The following is a 15,664-nucleotide window of genomic DNA, read 5'->3' as shown; positions in this document are numbered from 1 at the left end:
TGGGGCGCGCGGGGAGGCACGCCTACGTGGGCGGGGGCTGCGATGCGGGCGTGCCGCCGTCCCGCAGCACGGTCACGAGACGGGTCACCGTCCGGGCCATCGCCTCCCGTCCCACGCCCAGGTAGCCGCGCGAGTCGACCGCCTCGGGCCGCCCGACGAGGAACTCCCGGATCGCGTCGGTCATCGCGACGTTCAGGGCGGTGCCGATGTTGATCTTCGTGATGCCGCCCGCCACGGCCGCCGTCAGTTCGTGGTCCGGCAGCCCGGACGAGCCGTGCAGCACGAGCGGTACGTCGAGGGTGGCACTGAGCCGTTCGATCAGGCCGTGGTCGAGTGCGGCCGTGCGCGTGGTCATCGCGTGTGTGCTGCCGACGGCGACGGCCAGCGCGTCGACGCGGGTGTCCGCCACGAAGGCGGCGGCCTCGGCCGGGTCGGTCCGGGCGCCGGGTGTGTGCGGGTCGGGCGGCGGTTCGCCGTCCTTGCCGCCCACCTGCCCCAACTCGGCCTCGATCCAAAGCCCTTGGGCATGTGCCCAGTCGGCGGCGGCGCGGGTCGCGGCGAGGTTCTCCTGGTACGGCAGCCGGGCCGCGTCGTACATCACGGAGCCGAACCCGGCGCCGGGTGCCTGGCGGAGCAGGTTGTCGCTCTGGACGTGGTCGAGGTGGAGGGCGACGGGAACCGCGGCGCGCGCGGCGGCCGCGGCGGCGGCGCGGGCGAGCGGGAGAAGCCGCCCGCAGCGGTACTTGACGGCGTTCTCGCTGACCTGGAGCACGACGGGGGCGTCGGCGGCCTCCGCGCCCGCGATCACGGCCTCGATGTGTTCGAGGGCGATGACGTTGAACGCGGCGACGGCACCGCCCGCCGCGGCAGCGGCGGCGACCAGCTCACCGGTGGGGGCGAGGGGCACGGCTGCTCCTTCTCACCTGGCGCGGGAATCGGGTGCGAGGATCACGGAGCGGGTCAGATGGCGCGGCCGGTCGGGATCGCGTCGGCGGGCGACGGCGAGGGCGACGGCGAGTCGCTGGACGCGGACGAGTTCGGCGAGCGGGTCGAGGCCGCCGGCCACCCACAGCCCGCCCGTCTCCCGGACCTGTGCGGCCAGTCGGCCGGGTGCCTCGCCGAGCATCCAGGTCGCGGTCGTGCGGGTGGTGATGCTGATGGGGCCGTGCCGGTACTCCATCGCGGGGTATGCCTCCGTCCACGCCTGCGCGGCCTCGCGCAGCTTCAGCGCGGCCTCGTGGGCGAGCCCGACGGTCCAGCCGCGCCCCAGGAAGGTGAACTGCGAGCGCTGGACGAGCCCTTCGGGCAGCGGGGTCTTCAGGGCCGTGCGGGCGTCGGTGACCACGGCGGCCGAGTGCAGCCCGAGGTGGGCGCGGAGCAGGGTGAGGGCGGTGGTGGCGAACCGGGTCTGCACGACGGAGCGTTCGTCGGCGAAACCGAGCTCCACCACCTCGTCGGCGCACTCCGTCACGGGCGTGCGCGCATCGGCGGTGATCGCGGTGGTCCGCACCTGACCCCGGAGCCGGCCGAGGAGGTCGAGGACCTCGGTGGTGGTGCCTGACCGGGTGAGGGCGACGACCCGGTCGTAGGCCCGGCCGTGGGGGAACTCCGAGGCGGCGAACGCGTCCGTCTCGCCCTGCCCGGACCGCTCGCGCAGCGCGGCGGCGGACTGCGCCATGAAGAACGAGGTCCCACACCCCACGATCGCCACCCGCTCTCCCACCGCCGGCAGCGCGTCCTTGTGGCCCTGCGCACTCTCGGCGGCGCGCGTCCAGCACTCGGGCTGGCTGGTCAGCTCCTGCTCGACAAACGTCATGCCGCACCTTCCCAGCAATCCGGCGTTGCTTTTTCTTGCAAGATAGAGGGAGTTTTCAAGCATGAACAAGCATTGCGACGAAACTGCGGTGCGCTAGGGTCACCCGCAGGATCAAGGAAACGGAGAGTGGGGATGTCCCGCGACGCCCGGTGGAAGGCGCTGCTGGAGCTGCTCGTCGAGCGGGGCCGGCTGGAGGTCGAGGAGGCGGCGGCCGAGCTCGAGGTGTCGGCCGCGACGATCCGCCGCGACTTCGACCGGCTCGCGGAGCAACAGATGCTGGTGCGCACCCGGGGCGGCGCGGTCGTGCACGGGGTCTCCTACGAACTGCCGCTGCGCTACAAGACCGCCCGCCGCGCCTCGGAGAAGCAGCGCATCGCACAGGCGGTGGCCGGTCTGATCACGCCCGGCGAGGCGGTGGGTCTCACCGGCGGCACCACCACCACCGAGGTGGCGCGGGCACTCGCGGTGCGGGGTGACCTGGCGTCGGCCTCCCACGCGCTGACGATCGTCACCAACGCGCTGAACATCGCCAACGAGCTGGCCGTGCGCCCCCAGTTCAAGATCGTGGTCACCGGCGGGGTCGCGCGACCGCAGTCGTACGAGCTGGTCGGTCCGCTCGCGGACGGCGTGCTCGGCCAGGTGACCCTGGACGTGGCCGTGCTCGGTGTGGTGGCCCTGGACGTCACGCACGGCGCGGCGGCGCACGACGAGGCGGAGGCCGCGATCAACCGGGTGCTGTGCGAGCGCGCCGCGCGCGTGGTCGTGGCCGCGGACTCCAGCAAACTGGGGCAGCGCGCGTTCGCCCGGATCTGCGCGACGGAGGCGGTGGACACCCTGGTCACGGACACGGCGGCCGGAGCGGACACGGTGCGGCGGTTCGAGGAGGCGGGACTGCGGGTGATCACGGTCTGACGGCCGGTGGCCGGGCGACCGGCAACCGGGGGCGGATCCGCTCCCCGTGCCGCCCCCTCGCCTTGCGCCTACTCTTGGACCTGCGGTGCGCGTACCCGGTGGTCAGGGAGGCTGCGATGGCCGAAACGCCGAGCGAGCAGTACGGGCCCGGGCCCTCCCGGTACCTGCCGATCGCCGACCACGGTCTGATCGGTGACATGCGCACCGTCGCGCTGGTGGGAAGCAACGGCACCATCGACTGGTACTGCTGCCCCTCCTTCGACAGCCCGAGCGTCTTCGGCGCGGTCCTGGACGCCGAGCGGGGCGGGTGCTTCGAACTCGCCGCGACCGTGCCGGGCCGCACGAAGCAGTTCTACTTCCCGGACACCAACGTCCTGATCACCCGGTTCTTCACCGAGGACGGCGTCGGGGAGGTGCAGGACTTCATGCCCGTCGGAGCGGCATCGGTCGAGACCGAACGACACCGGCTCATCCGGAGGGTCCTCTGTGTGCGGGGCTCCCTGCCCTTCCGGGTACGGGTGGCTCCACGGTTCGACTACGGCAGGCAGCCGCACACCCTGCGGCTGCTCGGCGACGTGGCGGTCTTCGAGTCCGCCGACCTGTCACTGGCCCTGACCGCCACCGTCCCCCTGGAGGGCGACGACCGGGACGTGTGGGCGGACTTCAAACTCGCCGAGGGCGAGTCGACGGTGTTCACGCTGGACCAGGTCGGTCGACATCTGGCACCGCGCATGTGCGCACGCGTCGAGGCAGAGAACCAGTTCGCCGCCACGGTGGAGTACTGGCGGCGCTGGCTGCACCAGTCCCGCTACCGCGGTCGCTGGCGGGAGATGGTGCACCGCTCCGCCCTCACCCTGAAGCTGCTCACCTACGCCCCGACCGGCGCGATCCTGGCCGCGCCGACGACCAGCCTGCCCGAGCGGCTCGGCGGCGAACGCAACTGGGACTACCGCTACGTGTGGGTGCGCGACGCGGCCTTCTGCGTCTACGCCATGTTGCGGCTGGGGTTCGCCGGCGAGGCCGAGGCGTTCATGAAGTTCGTGAACCGGCACATCACCCCCGGCGACGGCGGACCGTCCGGCCCCCTGCAGATCATGTACGGCATCGACGGCCGCACCGACCTGCCGGAGTACGAACTCGACCACCTGGAGGGCCATCAGGGCTCCGCACCGGTCCGGGTCGGCAACGCGGCCGCCGACCAGCTCCAGCTCGACATCTACGGGGCCCTGATCGACTCCATCTATCTCTACGACAAGTGGGCGCAGCCCATCTCCAGCGACCAGTGGGACCAGCTCTGCGCGCTGGTGGACTGGGTCTGTGACCATTGGGACCAGCCGGACGAGGGCATCTGGGAGACCCGGGGCGGCCGCAAGAAGTTCCTGTACTCGCGGCTGATGTGCTGGGTGGCGATCGAACGGGCCATCCGGATGGCCCGCCGCCGGGGCCTGCCCGCCGACATGGTGCGCTGGCTGCAGTGCCGGGACACCATCTACCGGCGGATCATGCAGCGCGGCTGGTCCGTCAAGCGCCAGGCCTTCGTCCAGTACGAGGACGGCGACGTGCTGGACGCGTCCGTGCTGATGATGCCCCTGGCCAAGTTCATCGCGCCCACCGACCCCAAGTGGCTGTCCACACTGGACGCACTCACCCAGGACCTGGTCTCCGACTCCCTGGTCTACCGCTACGACCCACAGGCCAGTCCGGACGGCCTGCGCGGCGACGAGGGCACGTTCTCCATCTGCTCCTTCTGGTACGTCGAGGCACTGGTCCGCGCCGGACGGCTGGACGAGGCACGGCTGGCGTTCGAGAAGATGCTCACCTACGCCAACCATCTGGGCCTGTACGCCGAGGAGATCAGCCACACCGGCGAGCAACAGGGCAACTTCCCGCAGGCGTTCACGCACTTCGCCCTGATCAGCGCGGCGTTCAATCTCGACCGGGCGCTGGGGTGAGGCGGAGCAGGACGGCGGACGGGGCGGTGGGGAGGGCCACGGTGTACCGCTCCTTCAGCTCTGCCTGCGCGTCAGACGGATCATGTTCCAGGACAGCGGCTCCAGTTCGGCACGCAGGACCCCGTCCTTGACGAGCGTGCCGGTGGCCGGGTGCGGTGTCACCCGGTCGGGGTGGTCCAGGGTGTTGCGGGCGTCGGGGTCGGCGTCGGCCAGCACCAGGTGCTCCTCGACGGTGTGCGCGTCGACGCCGTTCAGGTCGGCCTCCAACGGCAGCGCCTCGCTCCGGCTCCGGTTGCCGGCGAACACGGTGACGGTGCCGGTCTCGTCGTCGGTCACGGCGGTGGCGTGCAGCAGGGGCACATCGCCGAACCGGGCCGTGGGGTACGTGGGGCTGTCCACCTCGACGCGCAGCACCCGGCCGCGGCCGTACCGCGACGCCTGGGCGAAGGGGAAGAAGGTGGTCTGCCGCCAGGCGGGCCCGCCCGGCTCGGTCATGATGGGCGCGATGACGTTGACGAGCTGGGCGAGCGAGGCGGCGGTGACCCGGTCGGCGTGCCGCAGCAGGGTGATCAGCAGCGAGCCGAAGACCACGGCGTCGGTGACGGTGTAGACGTCCTCCAGCAGGCGCGGCGCCCGCTGCCAGTCCTCCACGGTGTGCGGGTTGGGCCGGCTCTGGTACCAGACGTTCCACTCGTCGAAGGAGAGGTTGACGCGCTTGGTCGCCTTCAGCCTGGCGCGGACGTGGTCGCAGGTGGCCACGACCGACTCGATGAAGTGCTCCATGTCGACCGCGGAGGCGAGGAAGGAGTCCCGGTCGCCGTCGGTCTCCTCGTAGTAGGCGTGCAGTGAGACGTGGTCGACCAGGTCGTACGCGGCCTCGAGGACGGTCGCCTCCCAGGCGGCGAAGGTGGACATTCCGGAGCCCGAGCTGCCGCACGCCACCAGTTCCAGGTCCGGCTCGATCATCCTCATGGCGCGGGCGGTCTCGGCGGCGAGCCGCCCGTACTCCTCGGCCGTCTTGTGGCCGATCTGCCAGGGGCCGTCCATCTCGTTGCCGAGGCACCACATCCGGATGCCGTACGGCTTCGTGCCGCCGTGGGCGATGCGCAGGTCCGACACTTCGGTGCCGCCCGGATGGTTGCAGTACTCCAGCAGCCGTACGGCGTCCTCCACGCCCCGGGTGCCGAGGTTGACGGCCATCATGGGCTCCGTGCCGGTCTTGCGGCAGAAGTCCATGAACTCGCCGAGGCCGAACTGTTGGTCTCGGTGGTCTTCCAGGCGAGGTCGAGGCGCACCGGCCGCTCCTCGCGCGGTCCGACGGTGTCCTCCCAGCGGTAGCCGGAGACGAAGTTGCCGCCCGGGTAGCGCACGGTGGTGACGCCCAGCTCCCGGATCAGCGCGAGCACGTCCTGACGCAGGCCGGCGGCGTCAGCGGCGGGGTGGCCCGGTTCGTACAGACCGCTGTAGACGCAGCGGCCCAGGTGTTCCACGAACGACCCGTACAGACGGGGGTGGACGGTTCCGATCCCGAAGGACGAGTCGAGGGTGAAGCGTGCGGGGGCGGTGGCGGACATGGCTGCCTCTCGGTCATATGTGCGCAGGGCGATGATGCGGGCCTTTCAGAGGGGAAGCGTGCAGACCACCGACGGCAGGAAGGCCGCCGGGGCGGGCTGTTCGAGCGTGCCGTCGTCCCGGACCCGCAGCGCGGCGAGGGTGCCGCTGTGCTGATTGGCGACGAGGAGGTGACCGGCCGTCAGGGTGAGGCCCCGGGGCCAGGTGCCGCCGCTGGGGAACTCACCGATCGGCGTCAGGCCGGGGCCGGTGATCCGGAACGCGGCCACCCTGTCCGCTCCGCGGTTGGTCACCCACACGAAGCGCCCGCACGGCGAGGCGACGATTCCGCCGGGATAGTTGTCGACGTCCTGAGCCGTGGTGGCGGGCACGGCGGAGCCCGCCGTCAGGATGCCCGTCCCGGCGTCGTAGCGGTGGCAGGTGACGGTGGAGGAGAGCTCGTCGGCGCTGAACACCAGCTCGCCGCCGGGGGCGAACGCGAGATGGCGGGGGCCGGAGCCCGGGCGCAGCCGGCTCACCGCGGTCTGTGTGAGCGTTCCGGCGCGGGTGTCCAGCACGTAGGCGAACACCGCGTCCGCGCCCAGGTCGGTGGCCAGCACGAAGCGGCCCGCCGGGTCGACGACGACCTGGTGGGCGTGGCTGCCCTCCTGCCGTCCGGTGACCGGGCCCGAGCCCTCGTGCACGACGACGTCGGTCGGCTCGCTCACCCGCCCGTCCTCGTCGAGCCTGTGCACGGCCACGGTGCCGGGTGCGGTGTCGCTGCCGTAGTTGGCGGTCAGCAGCCAGCGGCCGTCGGGGTGGACGGTCAGATGGCACGGGTTCGTCCCGCCGCCGGCGACCGGGGTGCCCAGGGGCGTCAGAGCGCCGTCGGGCTGCCTGGTGACCGCGGTGACGGTTCCGGGGTCGGCCTCGTTCGTGCTGTAGACGACGTCCAGGGTCGGGTGCGCCGCCAGGAAGGAGGCGCCGCTGACGGGCAGCGGTGGCAGCCCGCTCTCGGGGGCCAGATGGCCGCTCGCCGGATCGAAGCGCACGGCGGCGAGTCCGGCGCCCTCGCCCCCGGTGTCGGGTGTGTAGGAGCCGGTGAGGACGAGGAGGGGGCCGGACGCGGCAGGTGTGGGCATGGGGTTTCCCGGGGCTTTCCTTGAAAGGAGGGCGGTGGCGGGTTGTCAGCGGAGGTTGTCGTCGTGGTGGTCGAGCAGAGCCAGTTCGGAGCGATGGGGCAGGCCCTCCCAGTCGCCCGCGGTGCTGACCGCGAAGGCGCCGAGCAGGGCAGCCGTCCTCAGCCGCTTCTCGGGCGGTTCGCCCGCGAGCAGTTCGGCGAGGTATCCGGCGGCGAAGGCGTCCCCCGCGCCCACGGAGTCGTGCACGCGCACGGGTGTCGCGGGCTCCCGGTGGGGCTGCCCGTCGAGGAGGGCGAACGCTCCCTCGGCCCCCAGTTTGATCACGGCGCCGGAGGGGCCGAGGTCGCGGATCCCCCGGGCGAGTTCCTCCGGGTCGTCGGTGCCGGGGACCGCGAGCCGGGCCTCGTGCACTCCCGCGAACACCAGGTCGCAGCGGCGCAGCAGCGGCAGCAGGGCGCTTGTGGCCTCCTCCTCGCTCCACAGCAGGGAGCGGAAGTTGATGTCGAGTGAGATGGTGACTCCCGCGTCGGCGGCGATGTCCACAGCCCGGGTGACGGCCTTCGCGGGTCCGTCGCCCAGCGCGGGGGTGATCCCGGTGAGATGCAGGACGGCCGCGCCGGCGACGACGTCTTCGGGGATGTCCTGCGGGGACAGTCCGGTACCGGCCGTGTGGGTGCGGTAGTAGCGCGTGCGGTGGTGGCCGGCGGTGCGTCGTTCCTTCAGCAGGAGCGACGTGGGGGCGGGGTCGCGTACGGCGAGGGCGGTGACGCCTTCCGCGCGCAGCTCGCGCAGGATGAGGTCGCCGAGCGCGTCCTCGCTGACGCGGCCGATCCAGACGGCGCGGCCACCGAGCCGGCTGACCCCCACGGCGACGTTCGACTCCGCTCCGGCGAGCCCGAGGCGCAGTTCGGCGCCCAGGGAGAGCGGGCCCGGCCGCGACGCGGACAGGGCCGCGAGGGTCTCCCCGACCGCCACCAGGTACGGCGGGGTGCGCGGGGGCCTGTTCATCGGCCGACCTCCTCGGCCGCGGAGGTCGCCCCGACCGTGGCGAGCAGGGTGCGCGCCCTCTCGGTGAGCGCTCCCAGGGCCTTGGCGCCCGGGTCCCGGTCCGCTCCGCGCAGCAGCGGCGAGCCGATGCCCACGGCGCCGGCTCCCGCGTCGATGTAGTCGCGCGCTTGGGAGATGTCGACGCCGCCGACGGCCATCAGCGGGATCTCCGGCAGCGGCGCGCGCAACTGCCGCAGATGGGCGGGGCCGCCCGTGCAGGCCGGGAAGAGTTTGACCGCGGCGGCGCCCGCCTGCCACGCGGCGGCCACCTCGGTCGGCGTCCAGGCACCCGGGTAGCACGGGATGCCGCTCTTCGCGGTGCTGCGGATCAGCTCGGCGTCCACGACCGGGGCGACGAGGAACTCGGCTCCGGCGGCCAGCGCGTCTCGGGCCTGGCCGGTGGTCAGCACGGTACCGGCGCCGACCGCCACCGAGGGTCCGAGATCGTCCCGGATGCAGGCCAGCGCGTCGAGGGCACCGACGGTGGTGAGGGTGACCTCGAGGCAGGTGATGCCGCCGTCCGCGAGCGCGCGGGCCACGGCGGGCAGTCCGGAGGCGTCGGCCGACCGGAGGATGGCCATGACCCGGGTCCGGCCGAGCTGTGGGGTGACGGGGGGACGCTCCATCACCCCACCGTCCTGGGCGCCTTGCCGATGCCTTGCATGTCGGTCATGCGAAGTTCCTTTGGCAGAAGGTTCGGTGTCATGCCCGGTCGGCCGATGTGCCGGGCCACACGACAGAACTCTTGTTGGGCTTCGCCTAGATATATCGCCTATTTCCGTCTGAGGAAACCGGTTGACCATGACTCCCGCGGACGTTAGGTTCCATCGCCGGAACATGTCAAGACCGCCCAATCCAGCGAGAGGGGTGCCCTGTTGGCGCAACAGACCGTCCGGGCCAGGCTGGTGGACGTCGCACAGGCGGCCGGGGTCTCCAAGGCCACCGTGTCCAAGGTGCTCAACGGCCGCCAGGACCTGTCCGTCCGGCCGGAGACCCGGCGCCGCGTCCACGAGGCCGCGAAAGCGCTCGGCTACCGTCCCCACTCCGGGGCGCGGGCGCTGGCGGGTGCCAGCACCCACGCCCTCGCTCTGCTGGTCCCCGCCCTCACCAACCCGACGTACGTCACCATCGCCCGCGGCGCCTATCAGCGGGCCCGTGAGCTCGGCTATCTCTCCCTGCTGGCCGAGGACTTCGACGGGCAGGAGGCGGACGAGTCCTTCAACGACCTGGTCCAGGAAGGACGCGTGGACGGCCTGCTGATCGCCTCGGCCCGTCCCGGTCACCCCCTGCTCGACGCGCTCCGCCGCAGTCCGGTCCCGCACGTCTTCCTCAACCGGTCGGTCGATGGATCCGGCCGGAACGTCACCATGGACGTGGCCCGTTCCAGCGTCACCGCCCTGGACCACCTGTACGACCTCGGCCACCGAGCGGTCGGCCACATCGCCGGTCCGCCGGGCATCGCCCCCAGCGACACCCGCAAGCAGGCGTTCCTGCGACACGCCGAGGAGCTCTCGGTCGCCGCTCCCGTCGCCTCCGGCGACTTCACCGAGGACGGCGGTGTGTCCGCGGCACTGGAACTGCTCCTGCCCGCCGACGGCGACCCGCACCCCCCGGTCACCGCGCTCTACACCAGCTCACTCGCCCAGGCCATCGGCGCGATGGGCGCGATCCGGAGCCTGGGGCTTCGGATTCCCGAGGACATCTCGGTGGTCGGCAACGACGACCTGCCCGTCGCCGGGCACCTCCACCCGCCGCTGACGACCGTGGCCATGCCCCTGTACGAGCTGGGAACAGCCGCCGTCGACGCCCTCGTCGCCGCCATCCAGGGCACGCCGCCAGGAGACGTGGTCGTACCCACCGAGCCGCACCTGGTGCTGCGCGGTTCCACCGCACGCCCCGGAGACGCTCCGTGACCGTCGCCTCCGCTCGCTTCGCGGGCCGCACCGCCCTGCTCACCGCGGCCGGCTCCGGCATCGGCGAGGCCACCGCCCACCGCCTTGCCGCGGAGGGGGCGTCCGTCGTCGTCACCGATGTCGACGCGGAGGCCGTTCACCGGGTGGCCGAGGCGATCCGCGCCAAGGGGGGCCAGGCGCACAGCCGCCGTCTCGACGTCACCTCGCCCGGCGAGTGGGCCGCCGCCGTCGGCGAGATGCGCCCCGAACTCCCGATGTCCGGCCGGAGCTACAGCGTGCGCTCCAGGCGGTCCGCCACCAGCTTCACGAAACGCGCGGGCTCCTTGGGCTGGCCGCCCTCGGCGAGCACCGCCAGACCGTGCAGCAGTTCGGTGGTCTCGGCGAGCACGGTGCGGTCCTCGCGTTCCTTGTACGCCTGGTTCAGGCCCTTCACGAGCGCGTGGTCGGGGTTGAGTTCCAGGATCCGCTTGGTGCGCGGCACCTCCTGGCCCATCGCCCGGTACATGTTCTCCAGGGCCGGGGTCAGGTCCTGTGCGTCGGAGACGATGCAGGCCGCCGACACGGTGAGGCGCGACGACAGCCGCACCTCCTTGATGTCCTCGTCCAGTTGCTCCTTCATCCAGCCGAGCAGACCCGCGAACTCCTCGGCCTGCTTCTCCCGCTCGTCGTCGCCCTTCTCGTCCCCCCGCGCGCCGAGGTCGATCTCGCCCTTGGTGACGGACCGCAACGCCTTGCCCTCGTACTCGCCCACGGCGTCGACCCATACCTCGTCGACAGGGTCCGTGAGCAGCAGCACCTCGATGCCGCGGTCCCGGAACGCCTCCATGTGCGGGGAGTTCTCGATGCTCTGCCGGGACTCACCGGTGATGTAGTAGATGTCCTCCTGCCCGTCCTGCATCCGCTCCACATAGCTCTTCAGCGTGGTCGGCTCGTCGTCGCCGTGCGTGGTCGCGAACGAGGAGACGGCAAGGATCGTGTCGCGGTTGTCGGGGTCGGTGACCAGCCCCTCCTTCAGGACGGCGCCGAACTCCCGCCAGAAGGTGGCGTACCGGTCCGGGGCACCGGTCATCATGTCCTTGACCGTGGACAGGACCTTCTTCGTCAGCCGGCGCTGCATCATCCGGATGTGGCGGTCCTGCTGCAGGATCTCGCGGGACACGTTGAGCGAGAGGTCCGCCGCGTCGACGACACCCTTGACGAAGCGCAGGTACGGCGGCAGCAGCGCCTCGCAGTCGTCCATGATGAAGACGCGCTTCACATACAGCTGCACCCCGCGCCTGAAGCCCTGCGTGAACAGGTCGTGCGGGGCGTGCGACGGGAGGAACAGCAGGGCCTGGTACTCGAAGGTGCCCTCCGCCTGCAGCCGGATCGTCTCCAGCGGATCCCGCCAGTCATGGCCGATGTGCTTGTACAGCTCGTGGTACTCGTCGTCGGACACCTCCTCGCGCGAGCGCGCCCACAGGGCCTTCATCGAGTTCAGCGTCTCGGGTTCGCGCGCGGTCTCCTCGCCCTCTGCCGCGGCCGCCCGGGAGACCAGCCGGATCGGCCAGGTGATGAAGTCGGAGTACCGCTTGACGATCTCCCTGATCTTCCACTCGGAGGCGTAGTCGTGGAGCTGGTTGTCCGGGTCCGCCGGCTTGAGGTGCAGGGTGACCGCGGTGCCCTGCGGCGCGTCGTCGGCCTTCTCCAGCGTGTACGTGCCCTCGCCGCGGGACGTCCAGCGGGTGCCCTGGCTCTCGCCGGCGCGGCGGGTCACCAGGGTCACCTCGTCCGCCACCATGAAACCGGAGTAGAAGCCGACACCGAACTGTCCGATGAGCCCCTCGGCTCCGGCCCCGTCCTCGGCCTCCTTGAGCTCCTTGAGGAACTTGGCCGTGCCGGAGTTGGCGATGGTGCCGATGAGCTGCCCGACCTCGTCGTACGACATGCCGATGCCGTTGTCCCGCACGGTGAGGGTGCGGGCGTCTTTGTCGATCTCGATCTCGATGTGCAGGTCGGACACATCGGCGTCGAGCGTGTCGTCCCGCAGCGCGGCGAGGCGCAGCTTGTCCAGCGCGTCGGAGGCGTTGGAGACGAGCTCGCGCAGGAAGACATCCTTGTTCGAGTAGACCGAGTGGATCATCAGCTGCAGCAGCTGACGGGCCTCTACTTGGAACTCAAACGTCTGGGTCGGCATGGTTCGCGATTACCTCACGGGTCTGAGTCGCCGGAACGGTTGGTAGTCACTGTAGGACACCAGGTGAGGGTGGGGTGCCGACCCGTCGCCGATAATCGAACGACAGGGGTTAGCATATGAGCGCCGCCTAGCTCGAAAGATAAGACTGTGACTGTCAATGACGACTCGTTCACCAGCTGGAAGCACCGCGAGGAGATCGCGGAGTCGATGATCCCGATCATCGGGAGACTGCACCGGGAGCGGGACGTCACAGTCCTCCTTCACAGTCGCTCCCTGGTGAACAAGTCGGTGGTCAGCATCCTCAAGACCCACCGGTTCGCCCGGCAGATCGCCGGGGAGGAGCTCTCGGTCACCGAGACGCTGCCGTTCCTCCAGGCGCTCACCGCCCTCGATCTCGGCCCCTCCCAGATCGACATCGGCATGCTCGCCGCCACGTACAAGGCCGACGACCGGGGTCTGTCGGTGGCGGAGTTCACCGCCGAAGCCGTCGCCGGCGCCACGGGGGCGAACAAGATCGAGTGCCGTGAGCCGCGTGACGTCGTCCTCTACGGGTTCGGCCGCATCGGGCGCCTGCTCGCCCGCCTGCTCATCGAGAAGGCCGGCTCCGGCAACGGGCTGCGACTGCGCGCCGTCGTCATACGCGGCGGTGGTGACCAGGACCTCGTCAAGCGCGCCTCGTTGCTGCGCCGCGACTCCATCCACGGCCAGTTCCACGGCACGATCACCGTCGACGAGGCGAACGGCACGATCGTGGCCAACGGCAACGAGATCAAGGTGATCCACGCCGAGGATCCGAGCGAGGTCGACTACACGGCGTACGGCATCAAGGACGCCATCCTCATCGACAACACCGGCAAGTGGCGTGACCGCGAGGGCCTGTCGAAGCACCTGCGTCCCGGTATCGACAAGGTCGTCCTGACCGCCCCGGGCAAGGGCGACGTGCCCAACATCGTCCATGGTGTGAACCACGACATGATCAAGCCGGACGAGCGGATCCTGTCCTGCGCGTCCTGCACCACCAACGCGATCGTGCCGCCGCTGAAGGCGATGGACGACGAGTTCGGCGTGCTGCGCGGGCACGTGGAGACGGTCCACTCGTTCACCAACGACCAGAACCTGCTGGACAACTACCACAAGTCCGACCGCCGCGGCCGCTCTGCGCCGCTCAACATGGTCATCACCGAGACCGGTGCCGCCTCGGCCGTCGCCAAGGCACTGCCCGACCTCAAGGCGAGGATCACCGGCAGCTCGATCCGCGTCCCGGTGCCGGACGTCTCCATCGCGATCCTCAACCTGCGACTCGCCCGCGAGACCACCCGCGACGAGGTCCTCACCCACCTCCGTGACGTGTCGCTGACCTCGCCCCTCAAGCGCCAGATCGACTTCATCAGCGCCCCCGACGCCGTCTCGAGCGACTTCATCGGCTCGCGCCACGCCTCGATCGTCGACGCCGGCGCCACCAAGGTCGATGGCGACAACGCGATCCTCTACCTGTGGTACGACAACGAGTTCGGCTACTCCTGCCAGGTCATCCGGGTCGTCCAGCACGTCTCCGGCGTGGAGTACCCGACCTACCCGGCGCCGGCGGTCTGAGCGGACGCGTCGGCCTGGACCGGATCCGGCGGACTCCCGGCACGGCGGACACGCGGTGCCGGGAGCGGGACGCCCCTCAGCGCGCTCGGGGTCGCCCTCTGCCGGAGTCCGCCGCGCCCGACGTGCGCAGGGTGCCGACCGTCTTCAGCAGCCGGTCGGCCGGTTTCCGCAGCTCGGGGTGGGCCAGGACCGTGTTGCGCAGGCCGCGCACGGGCCTGCGCCACAGCCGGTAGGCCGCAGCCACCGGGTGGGGGCGGGTGGCGAACCCCTCGCCCACCCGCAACTCCCGGGTCTTGAGCCAGTCCTTGTACTCCTTGTCGCCCCGCCCCAGATCCACGAGCGTCACACCGTGCCGGGCCGCCGCATCGGCCAGCCGGAGGTGCATCATCAACCCGGGCGAGTAGTAGTGCAGTTCGGGATCGTAGGCGGTGAACCAGGCAGCGAGCACCGTGCTGGACCTGGGCCCGAAGTGGGCGGCCATCGGCCGGTCGCCCGCGTACAGCACGGACAGCACGCCGGTGAAGTGCTCCTCGCGAAGGCGGGAGAGGTGGTCCACCAGGTCGACGATCCACGGCCGCGAGAACCGGTCCATCCGTCCGGTCCGGCGGTACTGGGCGGACTTCCACTGCATCAGCGTGCGCAGCGCCCGCGGATCGCGCTCGTCGAAGACGAACCGCACCTCGCCGACGTCACGCCCCACACGGCGCTCCTTCTTCAGGACCGTCTTGGCCAGCCCCGGATACGTGCCGCGCAGCCAGTGCGGGTAGTCGCCGTCGCCGGGCTTCACATCGATCACCGGTGAGGCGAACGTCCCCGTGACGTGTCGGCCGAAGGGTTTCTGCTCCTCGACGAGATGGTCGAACTCGAAGATGGACAGCCCGCAGGCCTCCAGGAGGTCCCGCGCGTCCCAGGAGATCCCGGGTCGGTGCACGAGCGCCTGGCAGTCGGACAGTCCGAGACCGATGGCCCGGCCCACGCCCAGGGCGTTGCGCTCGTACGGGAGGAATCCGACGGGTTCCCCGTTCTCGCGCAGCACCGCCACCCGTGCCCCACCGCGATACCGGCCGATACCGGTCGCGAACTCGGGTGCCAGGAAGGGGTTGGCGTATTCGGGCGACGCGTCCATGGCCCGGTGCCAGGCCCCGCGGAGCGCGTCGCTCAGCTCGTGCGGCCGGTGAATGGTGACGTCCACCTCACATCAACCGCCCTTGCGCAGGCTCCGCGAGGAACGTGCCGGTGACGGCACAGCCCGGCAAGGCGTGGTGAAGACTACTCATGGATCTGCTCGTGGATCGCATCGGACGACCGCTCCCCCCTGTGACGCTGTCCGCGTCCTGTCACTGCTTCGGGCCCCTGCCGGCCCACGCCGTGTACGCGCTCGTTCCACGATCGAGGACCGGGACGGGAACGTTCGGCAAGGATCAAACGTCGCGAAACAGTGCGCACACTGTCAAGGGTGCCTACGGCCACGAAAGTTCGCGCGTGAGACGTTCTGTTCGGCAGGCTCGGGGCCGCCCGCCTACCGGACTCCCCGTTCCGGCGCGTGCGACGCCCGGCTCGGC

Annotated in this window: 11 protein-coding genes and 2 pseudogenes; 5 read left to right on the top strand and 8 right to left on the bottom strand. The window is 71.0% G+C overall.

Features of this window, described 5'->3' with window-relative positions; translation table 11 throughout:
• Positions 1-22: 22 nt before the first annotated feature.
• A complete protein-coding gene (locus ACFYZE_RS09190; RefSeq protein WP_388990410.1) occupies positions 23-907 on the bottom strand; it encodes a ketose-bisphosphate aldolase in 885 nt (294 codons plus the stop codon).
• Between the two features lie 12 nt (positions 908-919).
• Positions 920-1,816, bottom strand: a complete 897-nt coding sequence (locus tag ACFYZE_RS09185) for an SIS domain-containing protein (RefSeq protein WP_388990408.1) — start codon at positions 1,814-1,816, stop codon at positions 920-922.
• Positions 1,817-1,948: 132 nt separating this feature from the next.
• On the opposite strand from ACFYZE_RS09185, the gene ACFYZE_RS09180 reads away from it, so the two are divergent.
• Both ACFYZE_RS09180 and ACFYZE_RS09175 read left to right on the top strand, forming a co-directional pair.
• Positions 1,949-2,728 carry a DeoR/GlpR family DNA-binding transcription regulator gene (locus ACFYZE_RS09180; RefSeq protein WP_388990406.1) on the top strand — a complete coding sequence of 260 codons (780 nt, stop codon included), beginning with the start codon at positions 1,949-1,951 and terminating at the stop codon, positions 2,726-2,728.
• Between the two features lie 116 nt (positions 2,729-2,844).
• Positions 2,845-4,680: a glycoside hydrolase family 15 protein gene (locus tag ACFYZE_RS09175; protein WP_388990404.1), complete on the top strand. Its 1,836-nt coding sequence runs from the start codon at positions 2,845-2,847 to the stop codon at positions 4,678-4,680.
• Between the two features lie 54 nt (positions 4,681-4,734).
• Here the strand turns inward: ACFYZE_RS09175 and ACFYZE_RS09170 are convergent.
• The 4 genes and pseudogenes from ACFYZE_RS09170 to ACFYZE_RS09155 all read right to left on the bottom strand — a co-directional run bounded on the left by ACFYZE_RS09170 (position 4,735) and on the right by ACFYZE_RS09155 (position 9,046).
• Positions 4,735-6,254, bottom strand: a pseudogene (locus ACFYZE_RS09170) (alpha-N-arabinofuranosidase).
• A gap of 45 nt (positions 6,255-6,299) precedes the next feature.
• Positions 6,300-7,373: a lactonase family protein gene (locus ACFYZE_RS09165; RefSeq protein WP_388990402.1), complete on the bottom strand. Its 1,074-nt coding sequence runs from the start codon at positions 7,371-7,373 to the stop codon at positions 6,300-6,302.
• Between the two features lie 45 nt (positions 7,374-7,418).
• A complete protein-coding gene (locus tag ACFYZE_RS09160) occupies positions 7,419-8,381 on the bottom strand; it encodes a sugar kinase (protein ID WP_388990401.1) in 963 nt (320 codons plus the stop codon).
• Positions 8,378-9,046 carry a bifunctional 4-hydroxy-2-oxoglutarate aldolase/2-dehydro-3-deoxy-phosphogluconate aldolase gene (locus tag ACFYZE_RS09155; RefSeq protein WP_388990399.1) on the bottom strand — a complete coding sequence of 223 codons (669 nt, stop codon included), beginning with the start codon at positions 9,044-9,046 and terminating at the stop codon, positions 8,378-8,380. The genes ACFYZE_RS09160 and ACFYZE_RS09155 overlap by 4 nt, the downstream gene beginning before the upstream one ends.
• 249 nt (positions 9,047-9,295) lie before the next feature.
• On the opposite strand from ACFYZE_RS09155, the gene ACFYZE_RS09150 reads away from it, so the two are divergent.
• The gene (locus ACFYZE_RS09150; RefSeq protein ID WP_388990397.1) at positions 9,296-10,333 is read left to right on the top strand and encodes a LacI family DNA-binding transcriptional regulator; all 1,038 of its coding nucleotides are present in this window, start codon (positions 9,296-9,298) and stop codon (positions 10,331-10,333) included.
• A pseudogene (locus tag ACFYZE_RS09145) lies at positions 10,330-10,563 on the top strand (SDR family NAD(P)-dependent oxidoreductase); the annotation flags it as partial. The gene ACFYZE_RS09150 and the pseudogene ACFYZE_RS09145, both read left to right, overlap by 4 nt.
• A gap of 38 nt (positions 10,564-10,601) precedes the next feature.
• On the opposite strand, the gene htpG reads toward ACFYZE_RS09145, so the two are convergent.
• A complete protein-coding gene (gene htpG, locus ACFYZE_RS09140) occupies positions 10,602-12,509 on the bottom strand; it encodes a molecular chaperone HtpG (RefSeq protein ID WP_388990395.1) in 1,908 nt (635 codons plus the stop codon).
• Between the two features lie 147 nt (positions 12,510-12,656).
• Between htpG and ACFYZE_RS09135 the strand changes: the two genes are divergently transcribed.
• On the top strand, positions 12,657-14,102 hold the full coding sequence (locus ACFYZE_RS09135; RefSeq protein ID WP_388990393.1) for a glyceraldehyde-3-phosphate dehydrogenase: 1,446 nt from the start codon (positions 12,657-12,659) through the stop codon (positions 14,100-14,102).
• A 76-nt stretch (positions 14,103-14,178) separates the two neighbouring features.
• On the opposite strand, the gene ACFYZE_RS09130 is transcribed toward ACFYZE_RS09135, so the two are convergent.
• The gene (locus tag ACFYZE_RS09130) at positions 14,179-15,294 is read right to left on the bottom strand and encodes a GNAT family N-acetyltransferase (RefSeq protein ID WP_388990391.1); all 1,116 of its coding nucleotides are present in this window, start codon (positions 15,292-15,294) and stop codon (positions 14,179-14,181) included.
• Positions 15,295-15,664 lie beyond the last annotated feature (370 nt).

This window comes from Streptomyces sp. NPDC001796, from assembly GCF_042892355.1.
Taxonomy (GTDB): domain Bacteria; phylum Actinomycetota; class Actinomycetes; order Streptomycetales; family Streptomycetaceae; genus Streptomyces.
The sequence above is the reverse complement of the archived record's forward strand: the minus strand, read 5'-3'. Positions and strand labels throughout refer to the sequence as shown.

Excerpts from the sequence above, each read along its gene's own strand:
- ACFYZE_RS09185 (WP_388990408.1), bottom strand. The coding sequence starts at position 1,816 with ATGACGTTTGTCGAGCAGGAGCTGACCAGCCAGCCCGAGTGCTGGACG.
- ACFYZE_RS09180 (WP_388990406.1), top strand. The coding sequence starts at position 1,949 with ATGTCCCGCGACGCCCGGTGGAAGGCGCTGCTGGAGCTGCTCGTCGAG.
- ACFYZE_RS09155 (WP_388990399.1), bottom strand. The coding sequence starts at position 9,046 with ATGGAGCGTCCCCCCGTCACCCCACAGCTCGGCCGGACCCGGGTCATG.
- ACFYZE_RS09175 (WP_388990404.1), top strand. The coding sequence starts at position 2,845 with ATGGCCGAAACGCCGAGCGAGCAGTACGGGCCCGGGCCCTCCCGGTAC.
- htpG (WP_388990395.1), bottom strand. The coding sequence starts at position 12,509 with ATGCCGACCCAGACGTTTGAGTTCCAAGTAGAGGCCCGTCAGCTGCTG.
- ACFYZE_RS09165 (WP_388990402.1), bottom strand. The coding sequence starts at position 7,373 with ATGCCCACACCTGCCGCGTCCGGCCCCCTCCTCGTCCTCACCGGCTCC.
- ACFYZE_RS09160 (WP_388990401.1), bottom strand. The coding sequence starts at position 8,381 with ATGAACAGGCCCCCGCGCACCCCGCCGTACCTGGTGGCGGTCGGGGAG.